The organism is Dysgonomonas sp. ZJ709 (assembly GCF_011039195.1).
In the GTDB taxonomy this organism is placed as follows: domain Bacteria; phylum Bacteroidota; class Bacteroidia; order Bacteroidales; family Dysgonomonadaceae; genus Dysgonomonas.
In genome coordinates this window covers 24,399-43,998 of record NZ_JAAKEM010000025.1, presented here as the reverse complement: position 1 = coordinate 43,998, position 19,600 = coordinate 24,399, and the positions used below count along the sequence as shown (strand labels likewise).

The following is a 19,600-nucleotide window of genomic DNA, read 5'->3' as shown; positions in this document are numbered from 1 at the left end:
TGTATATAGATGAAAATATGTTTTGTTATAGGCTTTCCAGAATACGTTTTATAACAGTTTGTGCCGATATTTCGCGATTAGCTGCTTCTTGTATTACTATTGATTGAGGACTATCTATCACATCGTCGCTCACTATCATATTACGTCTTACAGGTAAGCAGTGCATGAAATAAGCATTATTGGTGAGAGCCATTTTTTCGGTAGTTACTGTCCACGACATATCTTTACTTAATATCTTTCCATAATTAGGATCGGCGTATGCAGCCCAGTTTTTTGCATAAATAAAGTCTGCATCAGCAAATGCCTTATCTTGGTTATATTCTATTTTTGCTCCACGAACAAATTTATCGTCAAGCTCATATCCTTCGGGATGTGTAATCACGAAATCTACGTCAGCTTCATTCATAAAGTCAGCAAATGAATTAGGAACAGCCTGTGGTAACGCTTTTGGGTGAGGAGCCCATGTCAGAACAACTTTTGGACGGTCTTTCTTTTTATATTCCTCTATCGTGATCAGATCGGCAAATCCTTGCAGAGGGTGACCTGTTGCAGCCTCCATGCTAAATACTGGTTTACCTGAATATTTTATGAACTGATTTAGTATTTTTTCTTGATAGTCATCTTCTTTATTCTCAAATTGAGCAAAAGCGCGTACTCCAATAATATCGCAATAGTTTCCCATTACAGGGATTGCCTCAAGAAGATGCTCTGTTTTATCTCCATCCATTATTACGCCACGTTCAGTTTCCAGTTTCCATGCACCTTGATTTATATCCAGTACCATTGTATTCATACCCAGATTCATTCCTGCTTTTTGTGTGCTTAGGCGTGTTCGCAAGCTAGAGTTAAAGAATACCATTAACAGGGTTTTGTTTTCACCCAAATGTTTATAAGCAAAGCGATTCTTTTTAATTTCAAGAGCTTCTTTTACTGCGAGATTCAAATCACCCAGGTCTTTAACGTTGGTATAATTTTTCATTATAAGAATATTTTTAAGCGTTTATTTATAAGGAGAATAAAGGTAGAAATAAGTATTGAGATTGCCACAATAAAAGGTAGCTTATAGAAATTATTTGTTGTGGAAAGTGGAATTAGCTGGGTTATAACTAAAATATGAATATAAAATATTCCTGCAGAAAGCTTCCCTATACTATCTGTTGCTAACTTATCTTTAGAGCCTTTGATTACAGATAAGAACAAGGCAGGGCAAAGAACAATTAGTGATAAAAATAAATTATAATACGATTGCGATCTGTATGCTATATACGATTCTATCAACAGAAATATAATGCTAATGGCAACTAAGCTATACAGTTGGTAGGTATTTACTTTTTCTGCTATTTTTCGATTTCTGAGATAATAGCCTATTGTAATAAATGGAAAACCAAAGATCAGGCCATTACAAACCAGGCGGTAATCAGCTTGTACATATCCGAGTATATATCCAACAATGAAAAGAATGATTGCAATACTCATCAATATATTGTCATTCTTAATGTGTCTTTTAAGTACAAACAATAGTATGCTGCCTGATATAAGAGCTGGCAGAAACCACAAATGGTAGTATCCTATAAATGTAAATGTAATTAATGAACGGGGTTCTATTTCTGATATATATGTAGGTAGATATATCAACGACCATATTAGATATACAATAATGAGGTGAAGCATATATTTCTTCATCGTCCCATAATCTTCTAGTTTAGAGCGTATAAAATATCCACTAGCGATAAAGAAGCAGGGAACAGCAATACGGGAAATGCCATTAGAAATAAGCCATCCGGCAATAGAGCTATTATCGAATAGAGGCTGAGTATGTATTGTAATAATTAGAATACTCAGAATGAGTTTGAAATAGTCAAGTCTGAGATTACGTTCCATTTATTCGTTGAGATAATTATTCTTATCAGCCTTGCGATTATATGTTTTTTTACTGGGATGTATGCTGGTAATTCTTTTCCATCCGGCCGATTGTTCTAGTTGAATTTCTCTGTCGGCTTTTTTGACAGCCTTAATGTAATCTTCTATAGATATTTTGCCTACCTGCTTTTTCTTCTTTTTCATTATCTTATTTGTCCGTCTCCTTCAATAATCCATTTATAAGTGCAGAGCTCATCTAGCGCCATTGGGCCACGTGCATGCATTTTCTGTGTGCTGATGCCTATCTCGGCGCCAAGGCCAAGCTGAGAGCCATCAGTGAAAGCCGTAGAGGCATTAGCATAAATGCAAGCTGCGTCGATCATAGCCTCGAATAGCTTAATTGCATTTTTATCCTCACTGACAATTGCTTCGCTATGTTTCGAACTGTAGGCCGTGATATGCTTAATAGCATCTTCTATTCCCGATACAGTTTTTATTGCCATCTTATAATCAAGAAACTCCGTACCAAAGCTATCGTCATCTGCTTTCTTTAGCAGATCGAACGAATAGAATTGGAAAAGAGCGTCGAACGAATATTTATCGGCATAAATAATAACATTCTTTTTCTCAAGATCTTCGCATAGCATAGGCAGATCTTCCAGTCTGTCTTTGTCAATAACAAGACAATCTAAGGAGTTGCAGACACTAACTTTACGCGTTTTTGCATTAGTGATTATGTCCTTACCTTTTTTTACATCTCCCTCTTTATGAAAATAAGTGTGACATACTCCGGCTCCTGTTTCTATAACCGGGATTCTCGAATTGTCACGAACGAAGTTTATGAGTTCTTTTCCTCCACGAGGAATAATTAAATCTACGTAATCACGGGCTTTGAGTAACTCGTCTGTAGCCCCTCTATCATTGGGTAATAGGGTACATACATTCGGATTTACATCATGTTCATCCAGTACATTTCTAATAATATCGATGATAGCCTCATTCGAAAATCGGGCATCTGATCCACCTTTTAGTATACAGGCATTGCCTGATTTGAAGCATAGTGAAAATACATCGAAGCTAACATTCGGACGTGCTTCGTAAATGATTCCAACAACCCCGAACGGAACAGTTTTTTTTGTTATATTCAATCCGTTTGGTAAAGTCTTTTCCATTAGCTGCTTGCCAATGGGAGAGGGTAGAGAAATAACATTGCGAATATCTTTTACAATATCCGAAATACGTTGCTCATTAAGTAACAATCTGTCGTATTTAGGATTAGAAATATCCATCCGTTGCAAATCTTTTAGATTTTCCGAAAGGATATAATGCATTTTAGACTCTGTTTCTTTTGCAATAGCTTCTAATATTGCATTTATTTCTTTTTCTTCTAATAGATTAAGACTTCTGCTAGCCTCTGCTACTAATTGAAACATATTCTGATGATAGTCGTCCATTTTATTTTTCTATATATAGATAGTCGTAATGTATAATTGCTTTCTTATTGTTTTTGCCAATTATCTCATTGGCTTTTTGGCTGTTGTAAGATGTTCGGCCTATTCCGATCTGTTTTCCGGATTCGTCGATAATTCTTACTATATCGTCTGTTTCGAAGTTGCCTGTTACTTTTGTTACGCCAACGGGAAGCAGGCTGATTGCTTTTTCTCCGAGTAAAGCGTCTTTAGCTCCTTCGTTGATATGGATTTCCCCTTTGGTAAATCCTTCAGAGTGAGCGATCCATTTTTTGACACTCGATACACCCTTGGTTGAAGGGATAAAACGGGTGCAAAGTGTCTCCTTATCTTTCAACAGATGTATCAGTATATTATCTTTACGCCCATTGGCTATAATCACTTCAATACCTTCTTCGGCAACCTTGCGGGCAATGTTATATTTAGTCTGCATTCCACCACGTCCGGCGGTCGATTTAGAAGATTGTATAAACTCTTCTATCTGATCTTTTTGTGTATCGATTTCTCTTATAACTTTAGACTGCGATTTGTTTGGGTCTCCATCGAAAATACCGTCTATATTACTTAGAATAATTAGTTTATGGCTTCCCATCATTGCTGCAACCAGTCCCGACAGTTCATCATTATCTGTAAACATAAGTTCGTTGACAGATATTGTATCGTTTTCGTTTACAATGGGTATAACGTTATTATCTAACATAACAGTCATACAGTTCCGTTGGTTCAAATAATGACGGCGTGTGGCAAAGTCTTCCTTAGTGGCAAGCACTTGCCCGCAGAAAATACGATGCTGATGGAATAGATCGTAGTAACGGTTGATCAGCTTAGCCTGTCCAACAGCCGAGTATAATTGACGAGCAGAAATTGTATCGAGCTTATCTTTTATTTTCAGTTCAGTTTTACCAGATGCCACAGCTCCGGATGATACTAAAATGACCTCAATGCCCTCTTTGTGAAGTTCAGCTACCTGATCCACCAAAGCAGACATGCGCGTTACATCTAGTGTACCGTCTTTGCGTGTCAATACATTGCTTCCTATTTTTACAACGATGCGTTCTTTCATTTGAGAATGATTGTAAGAAAAACAAAGTTAGAATTTTATTTGAATAAATCTTATTAAGATGGGAGACAAGTTAATTGTAAATAGAGGGGGGTATTCTATTATTGGGTATCAATTAAACCTTCGGCAAGTTCGAGATGCAATATCTTTTTCTTTGCGTCGATTCCTACTATAAAGTCCTCGGTAGCAGGTATAATATATTCTCTTTCGCTATTTTTTACAAGAAATAGTGTGTTTAATGTTTTATCGTCAATTGCTTCAATCACGCCTAATTCTCCGGCTACTTTATTTATAACCGTAAATCCGATGAAGAAGTTCCAAGAATATTCAATATCCTCATTTTCTTCCTCTTCGTGATATGACCGCGGAAAATATACATCCAAACCTGATAAGCGTTGGGCTTTATCTTCGTTGTCCACGTCTTCGAAAGTCATTAATACAACTTCTTTTCCTTTGGAGCGGTATTCTTTAATAATAAAAGGTACAAATATGCCATCAATACGACAAATAAGATAAGGACAATCTACCCTTTCGAAAACATCATTCTCGAAAGCAAAAGCGATTTCTCCCTTTATGCCGTGAGGTTTAATGAACTTTCCGATCTTAAATACTTCGCTTTCCTTAATCATTATTCGATGTTGTTGTGTGCCTTAAAAGTGATGTAGTCTTATTTTTTACGTTGTTGGGAGTTGTTTTTCTTGCCTCCGTTATTGTTATTATTGTTACGTTGGCCCAAGTCTTTCATCTCCGGTAACTTGATATTGGAATCTCTGATATCTATTTTCTTATCAGACAGATCATATAAATCGAAAAATATTTTCGGATCTTCGACTTCTTTATTCCATTGGATATAAGACTTCTTCATGTGTGTAGCAATAAGTATTACGAATTGCTCTTTTTCTTCAGGATCTTCGATAGTTGTAGCTATTCGAATCATCTTTTCCAGCGTTTTTCCGTAATGTCTGTATTCCATATCAGGGCGGCTGTATTCAAGCTTTCCCGGTTTGCTATATAGATCCTCTTTTTTGATAATCTCGTAAGGATAATCAATGTCTAATTTGAAATCTGACATAATAGCCAAATGATCCCAAAGTATATGTTTGAAGTCGTTAACGTCACGAAGATGTGGAAATAAATTTCCCATTATATTGATTATTGAGTTTGCGCAACGTTTGCGTTCCGAACGATCTTCAATCGTCAGGCAATAATCGACCATGTTTTGAATATTTCTTCCATATTCGGGAAGCGCTAGTTTTTCTAGCTGCGTATTATATTCCATTTGTAAAATATTATAAGACAAGTAGGTTAAGTAATGTTAATTGCTTATCGCCTTGTGTTTTTTGATTGTAATAAGTTGTTAGTCTTTACTTTATTGGGGCAATAGAGATGTTTTGTACCCTAAGCCTACAAAGATAATATTTATTTGTCTGTTTCTGTCGGAACAGACAAAGTTTCTTTATACAGTTTAGGATCGTTTAATACCTCCAGTGCTTTAGCTAATGTTTTATCTCTCTGCAAAGTAAACATATATTCGCCTCTTTCGTGAAAATAACGTTTTACAACCTCTGTATTTATCTGTTGCATGATCTCTTCTTTGAATGTATCCAAGTCACGGTTAAGGTTAGGTACTAATTTCGCTTCCAGAGCCTTAAATTCTTCATCGGCTGATTTCATATATCCTTCAAATTCCATAACTTCTTTAAGCGAGGCCATCGATTTTTCGCTCATACGGTCGTATTGGAAATCCTTCGATTTAACGAATTCTTTAAAATTCTCATAATCTTCGTCCGTAATACTGAAAGTTTTAGGAGACTCTATCGATTTATGATTTAAAGCCCAGTTTGTAACCCAATCGAATACAATGAATTGATTAGAAAGGTAGTAAGTGATGGTAGGTACCTTGTCCTCTTTCAGTTCGATGTCGGGAGAAACACCACCACCATCTCTCACAGGGCGTCCTACTTCCGTATAGAATACAGTGGTTAAGCTGTCAGGAATGCGTCCGGCACTGCCATCAGGGTTGCGATGTGAGTAGTCGATAGCTTGTACACATCTACCACTTGGTATAAAATATTTTGATGTAGTAACTTTCAGGCTTCCGCCAAAAGGCATTTCGCGTGGAGTCTGAACCAGACCTTTCCCGAATGTACGTTCACCAACAAGTATCGCTCTGTCCATGTCTTGAAATGCTCCTGCCACAATCTCGGCTGCGGATGCCGTGCCTCTATCTACTAGTATTGCTATCGGGATTTCGTTGTCTATCGGTTCTAAAGTTGTACGATATGTTCTATCTCCTTGTTTTAATTTCCCTTTAGTAGACAAAACTACTTTTCCTTTCGGCACAAACATATTTACTATTTGTACAGCTTCTTCCATAATACCGCCACCATTTTGACGGAGGTCTAATACTAACGATGTTATACCTTGTTTTTTAAGATCAAGAAATGCTTTTTTTACTTCTGCCGCACTTTTAACTGTAAAAGTACCCCATGTAATATAACCTGTTGTAGGACTTACTAAACCGTGGTAAGGAATAACATCTACAAGTATTTTTTCACGGTTGAACTTTACGGTTATAGGCTTTTTTTCTCCCGGGCGTTCTACTTTTATCGTAATAGCTGTTCCCGGTTGTCCTTTCAGATTAGAACTAACAAAGTTGCTTAGTGTGCTTGCATAGGCTTCTCCTTCTTTTTTCTCACACTTAGTCATGTCTTTTCCATCTATTTCGAGGATGTAATCACCGGCTTTTAGTCCGGCTTTTGCTGCGGGTTTGCCTTCAAATGGTTCTGTGATAGATATTTTTCCGTCTTTGTATATAATTCCGGCTCCAATTCCTGCATATTCGCCGGTGGTCATGAAAGTAAAATCTTTCATATTATTTTCATCGAAATACTCGGTATAAGGGTCTAAGCTTCCGAGCATATTGTCGATTCCGGTTCTCACAGTCTTGGTTATATCTAAACTATCTACATAGAATAGATCTAGCTCACGAAGTATCGAGTTGTAAATATCTATGTTTTTATTTATATCGAAGTAACGTTGTTGATCTTGGTTTTGAGGTTGTGTATTTTGAGCATTTATTGCTGATGTGCCAATTATAGAGAGGACAAATAGAACGATTAATTTATTTTTCATTGACTCTAAATTATATATTATTTTTTTTGTTTCAAATTTTAACAACAAAGGAAATACTTTTTTATGTATCTCGAAATTTAACAGACCGATAAGTCTAATAAAAAAAGTGAAAATATGAAGAAACCACCTAAAAAATTGTCTATGAATCATTTTAGAACCTAAAGTCGGTCAATTTCCTATATTTTCGGGGCTATTTATACAGTCGGCAAACTCATACCTGTTATTTTACGATACAGATCGAGAGCATATACATCTGTCATTCCCGAAACAAAATCGAGTATAGCAAGAATACGATCGTAAAGGCTTGATGCATGTATATCGTACTGTTCAGGAACTCTGCTAAGAATGAGTTCTGAGTATTTTGCTTCAGGCGATTGTATAGCACTGATGAATGTATCGAGAAGGAAACCTATAATGCGATGTCCTGCCAATTCTATATCTACTACATCTTTCGTCTTATATATTCTTTTTACACTCACATCTGTGCATACTTTATAAGCCTGATTGGGTAATGATGATATTCTCTTGATGAGTGCACCCTCAAAAGTACCATCTAATATAGTTTCTTCGTTTTCGAGAAATACTTGGGTACATTCGTCTACTAATAAACCTATTACGCTAGATCGCAAATAGGCGATCTGTTCGTTGGTGTCATTTACTAATAGCATCGTTTTCTGCATCTTTGCTTGTCTTTCTTCCGAGAAATACTGTAAGAAAAGATTGATTGTTTCTTCTCTCGAAAGTATCCCAAGTTTGTGTGCATCTTCAATATCCATTATTTTGTAACAAATATCGTCTGCTGCTTCCACAAGATAGACTAGGGGGTGACGAGCAAATTTAAGTGGGTTTTCCTGTATGCAAATCATACCAAGTTCTTCCGCTATTTTTTTGAAATCCTCTTCTTCTGATTGGAAAAATCCGAATTTACCTTTTCCATTAGCAGCAACAGCAGAATAAGGATATTTCGCTATAGATGCCAGCGTAGAATAGGTCATAACGAAGCCTCCACGACGACGACCATTAAATTGGTGGATTAGTAAGCGGATTGAGTTGGCATTTCCTTCAAAGTTGGTCAGGTCTTCCCATCTTCCTCCTCCGTCTCTTACTTTCGCTTCAAGCGATTGTCCGTTACCTTCTTTAAAATAGCTGGTAATGGCTGTCTCGCCCGAATGACCGAAAGGGGGGTTCCCTAAGTCGTGGGCTAAACAAGCAGCAGCGACAATCGAGCTTATTTCCTCAAAGTCGGTTGTTGCATTTGGGTATCTTTTTCTCAATTCTTTTCCTACAATTACTCCAAGTGAGCGTCCGACACACGAAACCTCTATGCTATGTGTTAGTCTGTTATGTACAAATACGCTGCCGGGAAGTGGGAAAACTTGTGTCTTATTTTGTAATCGGCGAAATGGTGATGAGAAAATCAGTCTGTCATAATCTCGTTGGAAGTCAGTTCGGTCATGCCGTCTCTCATCATGAAACTCTTCCATGCCGAATCGTTTAGAAGAGAGGAGTTGTTGCCAATTCATTATTATATTTTTTTATTTAAACCAAAGATATTAAAATAATACGCTATAGCTGTAATTTTTTTGCAATTATCAAATTGAAATAACTACTTTTAATCTATTAAGTAAAATAACCTATTTAATGTCATGTTTTAAAACTATAACTATCAATCATTGTTATATTTGGATGGCTAATCAATAGGTCTGTGACCTCAAAATATTCATACGGAAGAATAAATTGGTAATATGAAAACACTTGAAAATGATCATTTAACAGTAAAAGTAAAACCGGAAGGAGCAGAGTTAACAAGTATAAGAAACAATAAGACAGGCGTAGAGTATCTCTGGCATGCAGACCCTACATTTTGGAAACGCCATTCTCCTGTTCTTTTTCCGATCGTAGGTAGTTTATGGAATAATGAATTGAGAAATGATGGTAATACTTTTAATATGTCTCAGCATGGATTTGCCCGTGATGAGTATTTTGAGTTATTATCGGCTACTTCTACTGAAGTCTTTTACCAACTGGTAAGCCATAGGGAAACATTGGCAAAATATCCATTCCCATTTCAATTGGAAATAGGTTATCGATTAGAGGATAATCGTATCGAAGTGATTTGGAAAGTAAAGAATATAGGCGATTCAACGATGTATTTTCAGATAGGTGCTCATCCGGCATTTAATTATCCCGATTTTGATGGCTCAACGGATGAAAGGGGATATTTTTCTTTTGATAAATCAGAGGGGTTAGAGTATAGCCTGTTAGGCGAAAAGGGCTGTGCGCTACCAGCCAAATATAATCTTGATACACAAGATGGCTTGCTACCTATTAATGTCCATACTTTCGATATTGATACATTGATTTTTGAAGATAGTCAATTGACTCGTGTATCTCTTTTGGATAATAGTAAAGATCCTTATATAACTCTGCATTTTGATGCCCCTGTTCTCGGACTGTGGTCGCCTCCCCGCAAAAATGCTCCGTTTATATGTATCGAACCGTGGTATGGACGCTGCGATAGGGTGGGATATAGCGGAGAGTTTAAAGATAAAGACTGGATGAATTCGCTTGCAGCCGGAGAAGTATTTAAGAGTTCTTATATAATTGAAATAGAGGTTTAATGTTTTAACCCTTATAGTTATTTCTTATGACTTATTGATGCTGTATCTTTCTGTTTCATTCTAAAAATGTTCCTACCTTTGCACCCGATTATTAACATTTGTAAATGAAGTTAGATAGATCTATAACAGTGTCGCTTATTGTAGCTATTGCATTCTTTATGCAAGGCCTTGATACGACTGCTGTTAATACGGCTATTCCCGCTATGGCGCGATCGTTTGGAACAGATGTCGTTCACCTTAGTTCGGGAGTGACATCTTATCTTATCGCTTTAGCTATTTTCATCCCGGTCAGCGGATGGATTGCCGATCGCTTTGGTACCCGTAGGGTGTTTTGTACTGCAATAGTCTTATTTATTATAGCTTCTATACTGTGTGGCAGTTCTCAAAACTTAACTCAGTTTGTTATATTTCGCATAATGCAGGGTATGGCAGGAGCGATGATGACCCCTGTCGGACGCTTGGCTGTATTGAAAGCTACGCCGAAAGAGAATCTGGTTGTGGCTATGGCTTATATCACATGGCCTGCATTAGTCGCACCGATATTAGGTCCATTAGTTGGAGGTTATCTTACTACTTACTGGACATGGCACTGGATATTTTTCTTGAATATTCCATTTGGTGTTATTTGTGTGGCTTTGGCATGGCATTTTATACCAAAAGAGGAAGCAACCGAAGAACCTAAAAAACGCTTTGATCTAGTTGGATTTGTATTAAGTGGCTTAGCTCTTGCAGGATTTATGTATGGGGTAGAATTGTTGAGTAGACCCGAAGTGCCCTATTATGTTTCAATGGCTATCATTGTGATGGGGGTTCTTCTGTTGGTTTTCAATGTGAGGTATTCAAAACATATTTCTAATCCGTTGATTGACTATACCGTTGTGAAGATTCCAACATATCGGGTTACCATATTTACAGGTTCGCTTTCGCGTATGGTTATAGGAGTCGCCCCATTTCTTGTTCCGCTGATGTTTCAGGAAGCATTTGGATTAAGTCCTTTCGAATCGGGGCTTCTATTCCTCTCTACAATGGCAGGCAATTTAGTTATGAAACCGATTACCGTATGGGTGATGCACCGTTTCAGCTTTAGTGCTGTCTTAATTATCAATGGTTTTATGATTGTTGTATTTACGTTGCTGACAGCTATTCTCTTACCTACTACACCCAAGGTGCTTATCGTAGCTGTTATGTTCTTATCGGGAATGTTTCGTTCTATGCAGTTCAGTAGTATTACAACCCTTGCTTTTGTAGATATACCACAAGAGCGTATGACAACAGCAAATACACTTTATAGTACCGTTCAGCAGATGTCGACAGGTATGGGTATTGCTATGGGAGCTGTGTTCTTGCGTTTCTCGAATATGATAAATGGAGGTACAAATGGATATAGTGTTGCCGATTTCCGTTTATCATTTATCTTTGTAGCCATCCTCGGATTTATATCCTTATTTGGATATACTAAACTTGCGCCCGATGCCGGAGATGTAGTAAGGGTAAAGAAAAAACATTAAATTATTTATGCAAAAAGATATAGATTTACGTATCTCGCCCAAAGAGGCTGCCGATATCGAAATGGTTAAACAAATATTTGCTTCGCAGGCAGATATTCCGCTCCAAAATATCAGCTCAGTACGTATTCTTCGCCGTTCGATAGATGCCCGTCAACGCAATATATTTATCAACCTGAAAGTAAGAGGATATATTGATGAAGTGGAAAATGGTGCTCAATTCGAGAGTACTTATTATCCGAATGTTTCGGAGTGTCCGCAGGCTATTGTTGTTGGTGCAGGTCCGGCAGGTCTATTTGCCGCTTTGCGGTTGATCGAATTGGGTGTTCGTCCTATTGTTGTCGAAAGAGGAAAAAATGTGCGTGATCGTAAACGTGATACGGCTCTGATGAATCGTGAACATGTCGTAAACCCCGAATCTAATTATTGCTTTGGCGAAGGTGGAGCAGGAGCGTATTCGGATGGTAAACTCTATACCCGAAGCAAGAAAAGAGGTAATGTAGAAAAAATTCTGAATGTTTTCTGTCAGCATGGTGCTCATCCTTCTATCCTTGTAGATGCCCATCCTCATATAGGTACGGATAAATTATCGGGAATTATCGAAAAAATGCGTGTGCAGATTATTTCATCTGGAGGAGAAGTTCATTTCCAGACACGAATGAGTAAGCTTATTATCGAAAATAATGAGATAAAAGGTATTGAAACAAATACAGGCAAAACATTCTTAGGGCAAGTAATATTGGCTACAGGGCATTCGGCCCGCGATGTATATTATATGCTCTATGATCAGAAAATAAAGATTGAAGCTAAAGGTTTGGCAGTTGGTTTTCGTATCGAACACCCTGCACATCTGATAGATCAGATACAATATCATTGTGTGGAAGGACGGGGAGAATATCTTCCTGCTGCCGAATATAGTTTTGTTGTTCAGGCGGGCGATCGAGGTGTATATTCATTCTGCATGTGCCCCGGAGGAACGGTTGTTCCTTCGGCGAGTGGGCCAAAACAAGTGGTTGTGAATGGTATGTCACCGTCTAATCGTGGTTCCCGTTGGTCTAATTCGGGTGTTGTTGTAGAGATTCATCCCGAAGATTTTCCCGAATATGCTAAATATAATGAATTGGCTTTATTGAAGTTTCAGGAAGATCTGGAAGAATTGGCATGGGTGCACGGAGGAAAAACTCAGGTTGCTCCGGCTCAACGTATGCTCGATTTTGTAAATAATAAGATAAGTTCATCTTTACCCGATTCATCGTATGCTCCGGGTATTGTTTCGTCGCCTATGCACGAGTGGATGCCCAAATTTGTATCGTCACGATTGCAGGAAGCGTTCAAAAAAGTAGGAAATAATAGTAAAGGTTATTTGACTAACGAAGCCTTACTATTAGCGGTAGAAAGCCGAACTTCGTCGCCTGTTCGTGTGGTTCGCGATAGGGAAACTATGCAGCATGTCGAAATACAAGGGCTTTATCCCTGCGGTGAAGGTGCCGGTTATGCCGGAGGTATCGTTTCTGCTGCTATGGATGGGGAGCGATGTGCAGAAGCCTTAGCAGCTAAAATGAAAGAAATTTGATAATGTACTTTTGCTTTTGAAGAATAATAAAGAAGCCCTGCAAATTCATTATTTGCAGGGCTTCTTTATTCATTTCATTGTACGTATTGGTAGATCCATAGGACCATCTTGTGAATATGCTTTTGTTCTATCCTTTTTAGGTCCCGGTATCAGTGGGCTATAGGCTAGCACATGGCGAATCCGTTCTTTTTGGTTTTGAGTAAATTGGTTTGATTTTGAGACTTCATAATCCATTATATTGTACGAAATAAACTTAGTTCCGCTACAGTTTGTTCTTGTTATCAGATTGTTGTAATTATATTCATTTTCAGATAGCCCATTGCGCCATATATTATATTCGCTGCGATTATACGTAGGAGTATCGGTGCAATAGTCTGTATCTTGGCATAGATTAGTATTTTCGTCATCTCCTTCGGAAAAAGCATGTAGCAGACCTAGGTAATGCCCTAATTCATGCGCTAGAGTAACTGTGATATCTGTTGGTCGATAAATTCTATCGTCACTCTGATCATATAGGTATGAATTGTTGATTGATACACAATAAGGAAAATTGAGATTGGAATGATTGAGGATGCGATCTGTCTGATTAAGTCCTTCTAAAGAATTAGATGTAAGAGTAAAGGGTAGGTGAGAAATGCCTAATGCATTTTCGTCAGTGAATGTATATAGCATTATATTAATATATTGGTCTACATTCCAGAGCAATTTAGCATTTGTCGCGCTTTCAGTTTCCATAAATTTGTCGCAATCCATTACCGGAGTTTGCCATAGAATGCGTTCAACTCCCGGTTCTGATAAGGTATTACCCTTCGGATCTACAGTTGCCATCACAAATTCGATATTGATATCTGTGCCATTTTCATTTAGTTTACTTTGATAAAGCTTGTTGCAAGCAGCTACGATCTGACTTAAACGACCTTTATCTACATATTGATAGGGATCATTCTGATTCTGGTATAGTACATGGAAAATTATAGGTATTTCGTAATGATAATCATCTGTGACAACAATTTGTGGCTGATCTTTTTCTTCGTCAGAATCTTTACAGCTGATAGATAGGAATAAAATAGAGAGCAGAAGTATTAATTTTATCTTCATCATAATATTTTTTGAAATAGAATTCCAAAAGTAGTGTTTTGATTTTGATATATAATTATCTCGACATGTATTGTTAAATTATATCAGTTATATAGTAGTAGGCTTAATCTAGTTCTTTGATTACTTTCGCCGGATTACCACCTACTAATACATTATCGGGTATATCTTTTATTACAACGGCACCCGATGCTATAACTACATTATTTCCGATAGTTACGCCCGGATTTATAATTGCACCTCCGCCTATCCAAACGTTATCGCCAATTGTTATGGGTTCACCATACTCTAAGCCCGTAAGACGCATTTTTGCATCTGTCGGGCGTGTAGCTGTGTAGATATGTACGCTAGGAGCAAGCAGACAATTATCCCCAATCTTTATTCGGCATACATCGAGCATTACGCAGTCGAAATTGGCATAAAAGTTTTCTCCTACATGTATATTATACCCATAGTCACATTTGAAAGTTGGTTCGACAGTAATAGATTTTCCTTTCTTTCCAAATAACCTGTTGAGAATATCCGTTCGTAGATTATCATCTTGTGGTATGGAATGATTGTATGTATGAAGTAAATCTTTTGTCTGGATTCTTTCCTGAACTAATTCTGTATCACCGGCAAAATATAATTCGCCGGCTAACATTTTTTCTTTTTCAGTTTTCATATTGTCTCTTTCTACTGATTAATAATCAAATATATGAAAAAGACTTTTAAATCATTCTATTTTTAGTGTAAGGAATTATCCGTGCATTATCGGGCCGAATATCCAGCTTGCAATAGTCAGATAAATAATAAGTCCTGTTACATCGACAATCGTAGCTACAAATGGAGCTGAAGATGTAGCAGGGTCGGCTCCCAATCTGCGGAGAATAAAAGGAAGCATCGAGCCAATGAGTGAACCCCACAATACGATTCCCACCAGAGCCAGTGATACGGTAGAGGCTACCATAATCCAATGATCACCATATAGATTCGGGAAAATGAAGTGCCATACATATATTCTGAAGAAACCTATCGATCCCAGTATAATACCAAGAGAAAGCCCGGATATTATTTCGCGTCGGAATACAGTTGTCCAGTCTTTCAGTTTTACTTCGCCGGTCGCCATGGCTTGAATTATAAGAGTCGAAGCCTGCGATCCGCTATTTCCTCCGCTCGAAATCATTAGCGGCAGAAACATTGCCAAGACAATGACCTGTGCCAACTGATCTTCGTAATACTGCATAACCGAAGCCGTCAGTAATTCGCCGATGAATAATACAATAAGCCAACCAGCTCTTTTCCATACCAGTTTGTGTATAGGCAAATCGAGATATGGTTCTTCGAGTGCGGCTGTACCCCCCATTCGTTGCATGTCCTCAGAATATTCTTCGTCTGCAACCCAAAGTATATCGTCGATAGTAACGATACCTAAAATGACTCCTTGGGCATCTATAACAGGGAGAGCTACCCTATTATTCATTTTGAATATTTTGATAGCATCTTCAGCAGGGGTATGTGCTCTAAGATATATAAGCCGTCCATCAATAAGCTCTGATAGAGTTGATTGCGGATCAGCGATTAATAAATCACGTATTCGAAGGTCATCAATGAGCACTCCGTTGTCATCGAGGATATAAATTACATCAATCGTTTCTGATGCTTTCCCATTGCGGCGTATATAGGCTAAAGCCTGTTCTACGGTATAGTCCTTGTCTATTGCCATAAAATCAGGAGTCATCAGACGTCCTACACTATCTTCGGGATAAGAAAGGAGCATAAGTACTTCTTTCCTGTCGGCCGGAGATAAGAGCGATATCAGCCTGTGAAGGAGATCCTGGTCTTTCATCTCACCAAAGAAGGATACCCTGTCATCGGGAGGGAGACTATTGATAATCTCCGATATTTTATTTCCTGATAATTTCTTTATTACACGTTCCTGCGTCGGAACATCGAGAATTCTAAATACATTGACCGATCTGTTGAGGCTCATGGTATTGATAACCAAAGGAGCATAATCGGGTAATTCGTCGATAAGATCTTCTACATCAGAGATGTTGAGATTGTCTAGAAATTCTTGTAGTTGATTAAGATCTCCTGATTCTATTAGGAGTTCTGTTTCTTTCGCTAGTAGTTCCACATTCGCTTTCATCCATTATGTCTTAATTTGAGGTGAATATTATCAGAAATACTTCTATGGTAAAAATATTTCTGGGATGAACTCACATTTTTCAAACATTCGAATAAATCTTATATTATCAGCAATATAGAGGTATTCATTTGTAAAACGTGGCGCAAAGGTAGTCTTTATAATGCAGAGGGCTACAACTTTTTAAGAAAAAATATGTTGTATATAACGAGAATTGAAATGAAAAGTGTTACATTTGCAACATTGTTTCATTTGTATATATGTTTCATTATGGATGCAGAACAAATATTAAAGCACCACAATCTGAAGAATACAGGTTGTCGTAAGTTTATAATCAGCGAGTTGTTGTGTAATAATCTTGCTTTGTCGGAAAATGAGATAAAACAAGCATTGCCTGATCTTTTCGACCGTGTTACATTCTATCGTTCCCTAAAAACCTTAGAAGAGAAGAAGATAATACACCGCATCATTCTACACGATGCAACTATAAAATATGCTTTGAATAAAGAAGCTATGCCAAAAGAAGATCACGCCCATTTTCATTGTGTGAAATGCGATGGTGTGACATGCTTGGAAACGGAAGTAGAAATACCTTCAAATTTACCTACGGGTTTCTCTCTCGAATCGACACAGATTCTACTGGAAGGGACATGCCCTTCGTGTAAAAAGAAATAATATAAATATATTATATTGGATGAAGAAAATATTGTCCCTCATTTTATTCTTGGTTTGTAGCTTCTCTCTGTCTGCTCAGAATTATTATAGCGTAGCGGGAATAGTAAGAGACAGGGAAACAGGAGTTATCATCGAGAATGCTGCAGTGTCGCTCCAATCTACAAGTGTAGGAGCATTTACAGATACAGAAGGTAGATATAGTTTTTGTGATATTGCTCAAGGACACTATAGTTTATTAGTGCGCCATATGGGGCACATGACCGATACTGTAAATATAGATTTGAATAAAGATATTGTAGTTGATATTCAACTGCAGCGATCATCTAATGCATTAAAAGAGATAGTGGTAGAGGCTTACGGCCGTGGTGACGGGCACCCATCTTTAGGTACTACAACCGTTAACTATAGTTCCATATATAATATGCCAATAACGAACCTGTCCAAGATGTTGACTACTGTTCCTGGTGTAGCAACTATGGATATTGGGGCAGGTGTCTCTAAACCTGTTATCAGGGGGCTGGGTTTTAATCGCATAGCTGTTATAAATAAAGGTATTACACAGCAGAATCAACAATGGGGAGCCGATCATGGCATGGAAATAAGCCAGTTCGATTTTGAGTATATAAGTGTGCATAAAGGAGCTAGTTCGTTAATGTATGGCTCGGATGCCATGTCCGGAGCAATCGACATTACACCTGCAGGATTTAGAAGACAATCTCAAGATAAGAGCGATAAGGGTTTATTTAATGGGGAAGCGATTGTCTGGGGTGCTTCTAATAACGACTTGTATGGAGGTGCTTTTAAAGGGGAGTGGCAAAAAGATAAATATTTTATCCGAGGTGTTTATTCCTATCAGGACTTTGCCGATTATAGAGTACCTGCTGATGAATTTAATTATTTATCATATAATTTTCCTATTTACGATAGACGACTGAAAAATACAGCAGGCAGAGAGCGAAATATATCATTTTCTGCCGGATATATTCTTAAAAATGTTCGTACTATATTCAGTGTAAGTGATAATTATCAAAAAAACGGATTTTTTTCGGGTGCACATGGTATTCCCGATGCTGCTAATCTTATACCTGACGGATCTGTTCGTAATATTGAGATGCCATACAATACAGCTAATCATTTTACATTGACGAATAACACTGAATGGAAGACATCGTCGTTAAGACTGCTAATCAATACAGGATATCAGGATAATCACCGCACGGAACGTTCTTCATTTCATTCGCATTATGGAGAAGATGAGCACGATCATGAGGATGAAGACGATCATGGTCATTCTAGTCTGGAATTTGATTTCAGATTAAAGACTTATTCTACTAATGCGCGTTTGTTCTTAGATGAGAACCAAAAATGGAAAAAAACAATAGGGATGGCTCTCGAACATCAAAATAACGAGATAGGAGGGTATGATTTCTTTCTGCCACGTTTTAATCAAACAACTGGTGGAGTATTTTTTATAAATGATTATTCCATGTCTTCTCAATTGAATTTTACCGGCGGTATCCGTTACGATATGGGTAAAATCGATATAAGCGGATTTTATGATAATGAGTTGGCTGAATATCTGAAAAATCAAGGCTATTCGCCGGAAGAAGTACAACAATATGCCCAAAGAGCCCTTGATGTAGATCGTCGCTTTAATAGTTTTTCAGGATCTGTAGGTGTGAATTATAACATGAAAGATTATTACAATGGATATTATACCATCAAAGCTAATATTGGTAAGAGCTATCGCTTTCCTACTGCCAACGAATTAGCATCTAATGGTGTTCATCACGGAGCATTCCGTCACGAGAAAGGAAATCCCGATTTGGATGCTGAACAAGGATATTCGTTTAATCTCGATCTTACTTGGGATAAATCTTCCACATATCAAGTTGAATTGAATTTATTTACCAATTACTTTTCTAATTTTATTTATCTGGAACCATCGAAGCAATGGTCTGTTTTACCTCATGCCGGACAATTATATAACTATCAGCAGGCAGAAGCCTTATTTGGCGGAGGCGAATATCGAATTTCGTGGCTTGCCTCAAATAATATAAAGCTGGCTACGCAAGGTGAATATGTTGTGAATAAAAATCTGGATAATAATTATCCATTACCTTTCACACCTCCTTTCACAATGAAAAATGAAATTTCGTACGGAAAATATAGATACTATGGAAATAATAAATCCAAATTAAGTCATTACGAAATCTCTCTTTCTCACCAATGGTTTGCCGATCAGAATCGTATTGCTCAGGGTGAAGAGAAAACTCCAGGAACGAATCTGTTTAATCTAACAGCCGGAATAGATTATAAGCTAAGTAAGAAATGTACCATAAGGCTGAATGTGCAAGCGCAGAATATATTCGATACGCGTTATATGAATCATCTGAGTTTCTACAGAAAACTGAATATCCCCGAACCGGGACGAAACATACAAGTATTTGTAAGAATACCATTTAGTAGTTGATTGTTA

At 37.6% G+C, this 19,600-nt stretch carries 17 protein-coding genes; 5 read left to right on the top strand and 12 right to left on the bottom strand.

Annotated features, from left to right (window positions below; translation table 11 throughout):
• Positions 1 to 25: 25 nt before the first annotated feature.
• From G7Y56_RS14560 to G7Y56_RS14520, 9 genes are all read right to left on the bottom strand, one after another.
• The gene (locus tag G7Y56_RS14560; RefSeq protein WP_165044563.1) at positions 26 to 979 is read right to left on the bottom strand and encodes an N-acetylornithine carbamoyltransferase; all 954 of its coding nucleotides are present in this window, start codon (positions 977 to 979) and stop codon (positions 26 to 28) included.
• A complete protein-coding gene (locus tag G7Y56_RS14555; protein ID WP_165044562.1) occupies positions 979 to 1,881 on the bottom strand; it encodes an acyltransferase in 903 nt (300 codons plus the stop codon). The genes G7Y56_RS14560 and G7Y56_RS14555 overlap by 1 nt, the downstream gene beginning before the upstream one ends.
• Complete coding sequence (locus tag G7Y56_RS14550; protein WP_165044560.1) at positions 1,882 to 2,064, bottom strand: hypothetical protein; 183 nt, start codon at positions 2,062 to 2,064, stop codon at positions 1,882 to 1,884.
• A complete protein-coding gene (locus G7Y56_RS14545; protein WP_165044558.1) occupies positions 2,064 to 3,314 on the bottom strand; it encodes a glutamate-5-semialdehyde dehydrogenase in 1,251 nt (416 codons plus the stop codon). Before G7Y56_RS14545 ends, G7Y56_RS14550 begins: the two co-directional genes overlap by 1 nt.
• 1 nt (position 3,315) lies before the next feature.
• A complete protein-coding gene (gene proB / locus G7Y56_RS14540) occupies positions 3,316 to 4,392 on the bottom strand; it encodes a glutamate 5-kinase (RefSeq protein ID WP_165044556.1) in 1,077 nt (358 codons plus the stop codon).
• A gap of 98 nt (positions 4,393 to 4,490) precedes the next feature.
• Positions 4,491 to 5,018: a ribosome maturation factor RimM gene (gene rimM / locus G7Y56_RS14535; RefSeq protein ID WP_165044554.1), complete on the bottom strand. Its 528-nt coding sequence runs from the start codon at positions 5,016 to 5,018 to the stop codon at positions 4,491 to 4,493.
• 38 nt (positions 5,019 to 5,056) lie between these two features.
• The gene (locus G7Y56_RS14530) at positions 5,057 to 5,668 is read right to left on the bottom strand and encodes a DUF4290 domain-containing protein (protein WP_165020821.1); all 612 of its coding nucleotides are present in this window, start codon (positions 5,666 to 5,668) and stop codon (positions 5,057 to 5,059) included.
• Between the two features lie 140 nt (positions 5,669 to 5,808).
• Positions 5,809 to 7,524, bottom strand: a complete 1,716-nt coding sequence (locus G7Y56_RS14525; RefSeq protein WP_165044552.1) for a S41 family peptidase — start codon at positions 7,522 to 7,524, stop codon at positions 5,809 to 5,811.
• A gap of 194 nt (positions 7,525 to 7,718) precedes the next feature.
• Positions 7,719 to 9,047 (bottom strand): deoxyguanosinetriphosphate triphosphohydrolase, encoded by a 1,329-nt coding sequence (locus G7Y56_RS14520; RefSeq protein WP_165044550.1) that lies wholly within the window; start codon positions 9,045 to 9,047, stop codon positions 7,719 to 7,721.
• Between the two features lie 222 nt (positions 9,048 to 9,269).
• On the opposite strand from G7Y56_RS14520, the gene G7Y56_RS14515 reads away from it, so the two are divergent.
• The 3 genes from G7Y56_RS14515 (at position 9,270) to G7Y56_RS14505 (ending at position 13,223) form a co-directional block, all read left to right on the top strand.
• Positions 9,270 to 10,145: an aldose 1-epimerase family protein gene (locus G7Y56_RS14515; protein WP_165044548.1), complete on the top strand. Its 876-nt coding sequence runs from the start codon at positions 9,270 to 9,272 to the stop codon at positions 10,143 to 10,145.
• Positions 10,146 to 10,249: 104 nt separating this feature from the next.
• Positions 10,250 to 11,653: a DHA2 family efflux MFS transporter permease subunit gene (locus G7Y56_RS14510; protein ID WP_165044546.1), complete on the top strand. Its 1,404-nt coding sequence runs from the start codon at positions 10,250 to 10,252 to the stop codon at positions 11,651 to 11,653.
• 7 nt (positions 11,654 to 11,660) lie between these two features.
• Entirely contained in the window at positions 11,661 to 13,223 is a 1,563-nt protein-coding gene (locus G7Y56_RS14505) for an NAD(P)/FAD-dependent oxidoreductase (protein WP_165044544.1), read from the top strand.
• A 69-nt stretch (positions 13,224 to 13,292) separates the two neighbouring features.
• Here G7Y56_RS14505 and G7Y56_RS14500 read toward each other — a convergent pair whose 3' ends face one another.
• The 3 genes from G7Y56_RS14500 to mgtE form a co-directional block, all read right to left on the bottom strand.
• Positions 13,293 to 14,321: a zinc-dependent metalloproteinase lipoprotein gene (locus G7Y56_RS14500; RefSeq protein WP_165044542.1), complete on the bottom strand. Its 1,029-nt coding sequence runs from the start codon at positions 14,319 to 14,321 to the stop codon at positions 13,293 to 13,295.
• Between the two features lie 103 nt (positions 14,322 to 14,424).
• Positions 14,425 to 14,982, bottom strand: coding sequence for a maltose acetyltransferase domain-containing protein (locus G7Y56_RS14495; protein ID WP_165044540.1), 558 nt, complete (start codon positions 14,980 to 14,982; stop codon positions 14,425 to 14,427).
• Between the two features lie 75 nt (positions 14,983 to 15,057).
• Positions 15,058 to 16,449: a magnesium transporter gene (gene mgtE / locus G7Y56_RS14490; RefSeq protein WP_165020828.1), complete on the bottom strand. Its 1,392-nt coding sequence runs from the start codon at positions 16,447 to 16,449 to the stop codon at positions 15,058 to 15,060.
• A 267-nt stretch (positions 16,450 to 16,716) separates the two neighbouring features.
• Here mgtE and G7Y56_RS14485 point away from each other — a divergent pair, with 267 nt between their 5' ends.
• Together G7Y56_RS14485 and G7Y56_RS14480 are read left to right on the top strand one after the other, a co-directional pair.
• The gene (locus G7Y56_RS14485; protein WP_165020829.1) at positions 16,717 to 17,121 is read left to right on the top strand and encodes a Fur family transcriptional regulator; all 405 of its coding nucleotides are present in this window, start codon (positions 16,717 to 16,719) and stop codon (positions 17,119 to 17,121) included.
• A 19-nt stretch (positions 17,122 to 17,140) separates the two neighbouring features.
• Positions 17,141 to 19,594: a TonB-dependent receptor gene (locus tag G7Y56_RS14480; protein WP_165044538.1), complete on the top strand. Its 2,454-nt coding sequence runs from the start codon at positions 17,141 to 17,143 to the stop codon at positions 19,592 to 19,594.
• Positions 19,595 to 19,600: the final 6 nt, after the last annotated feature.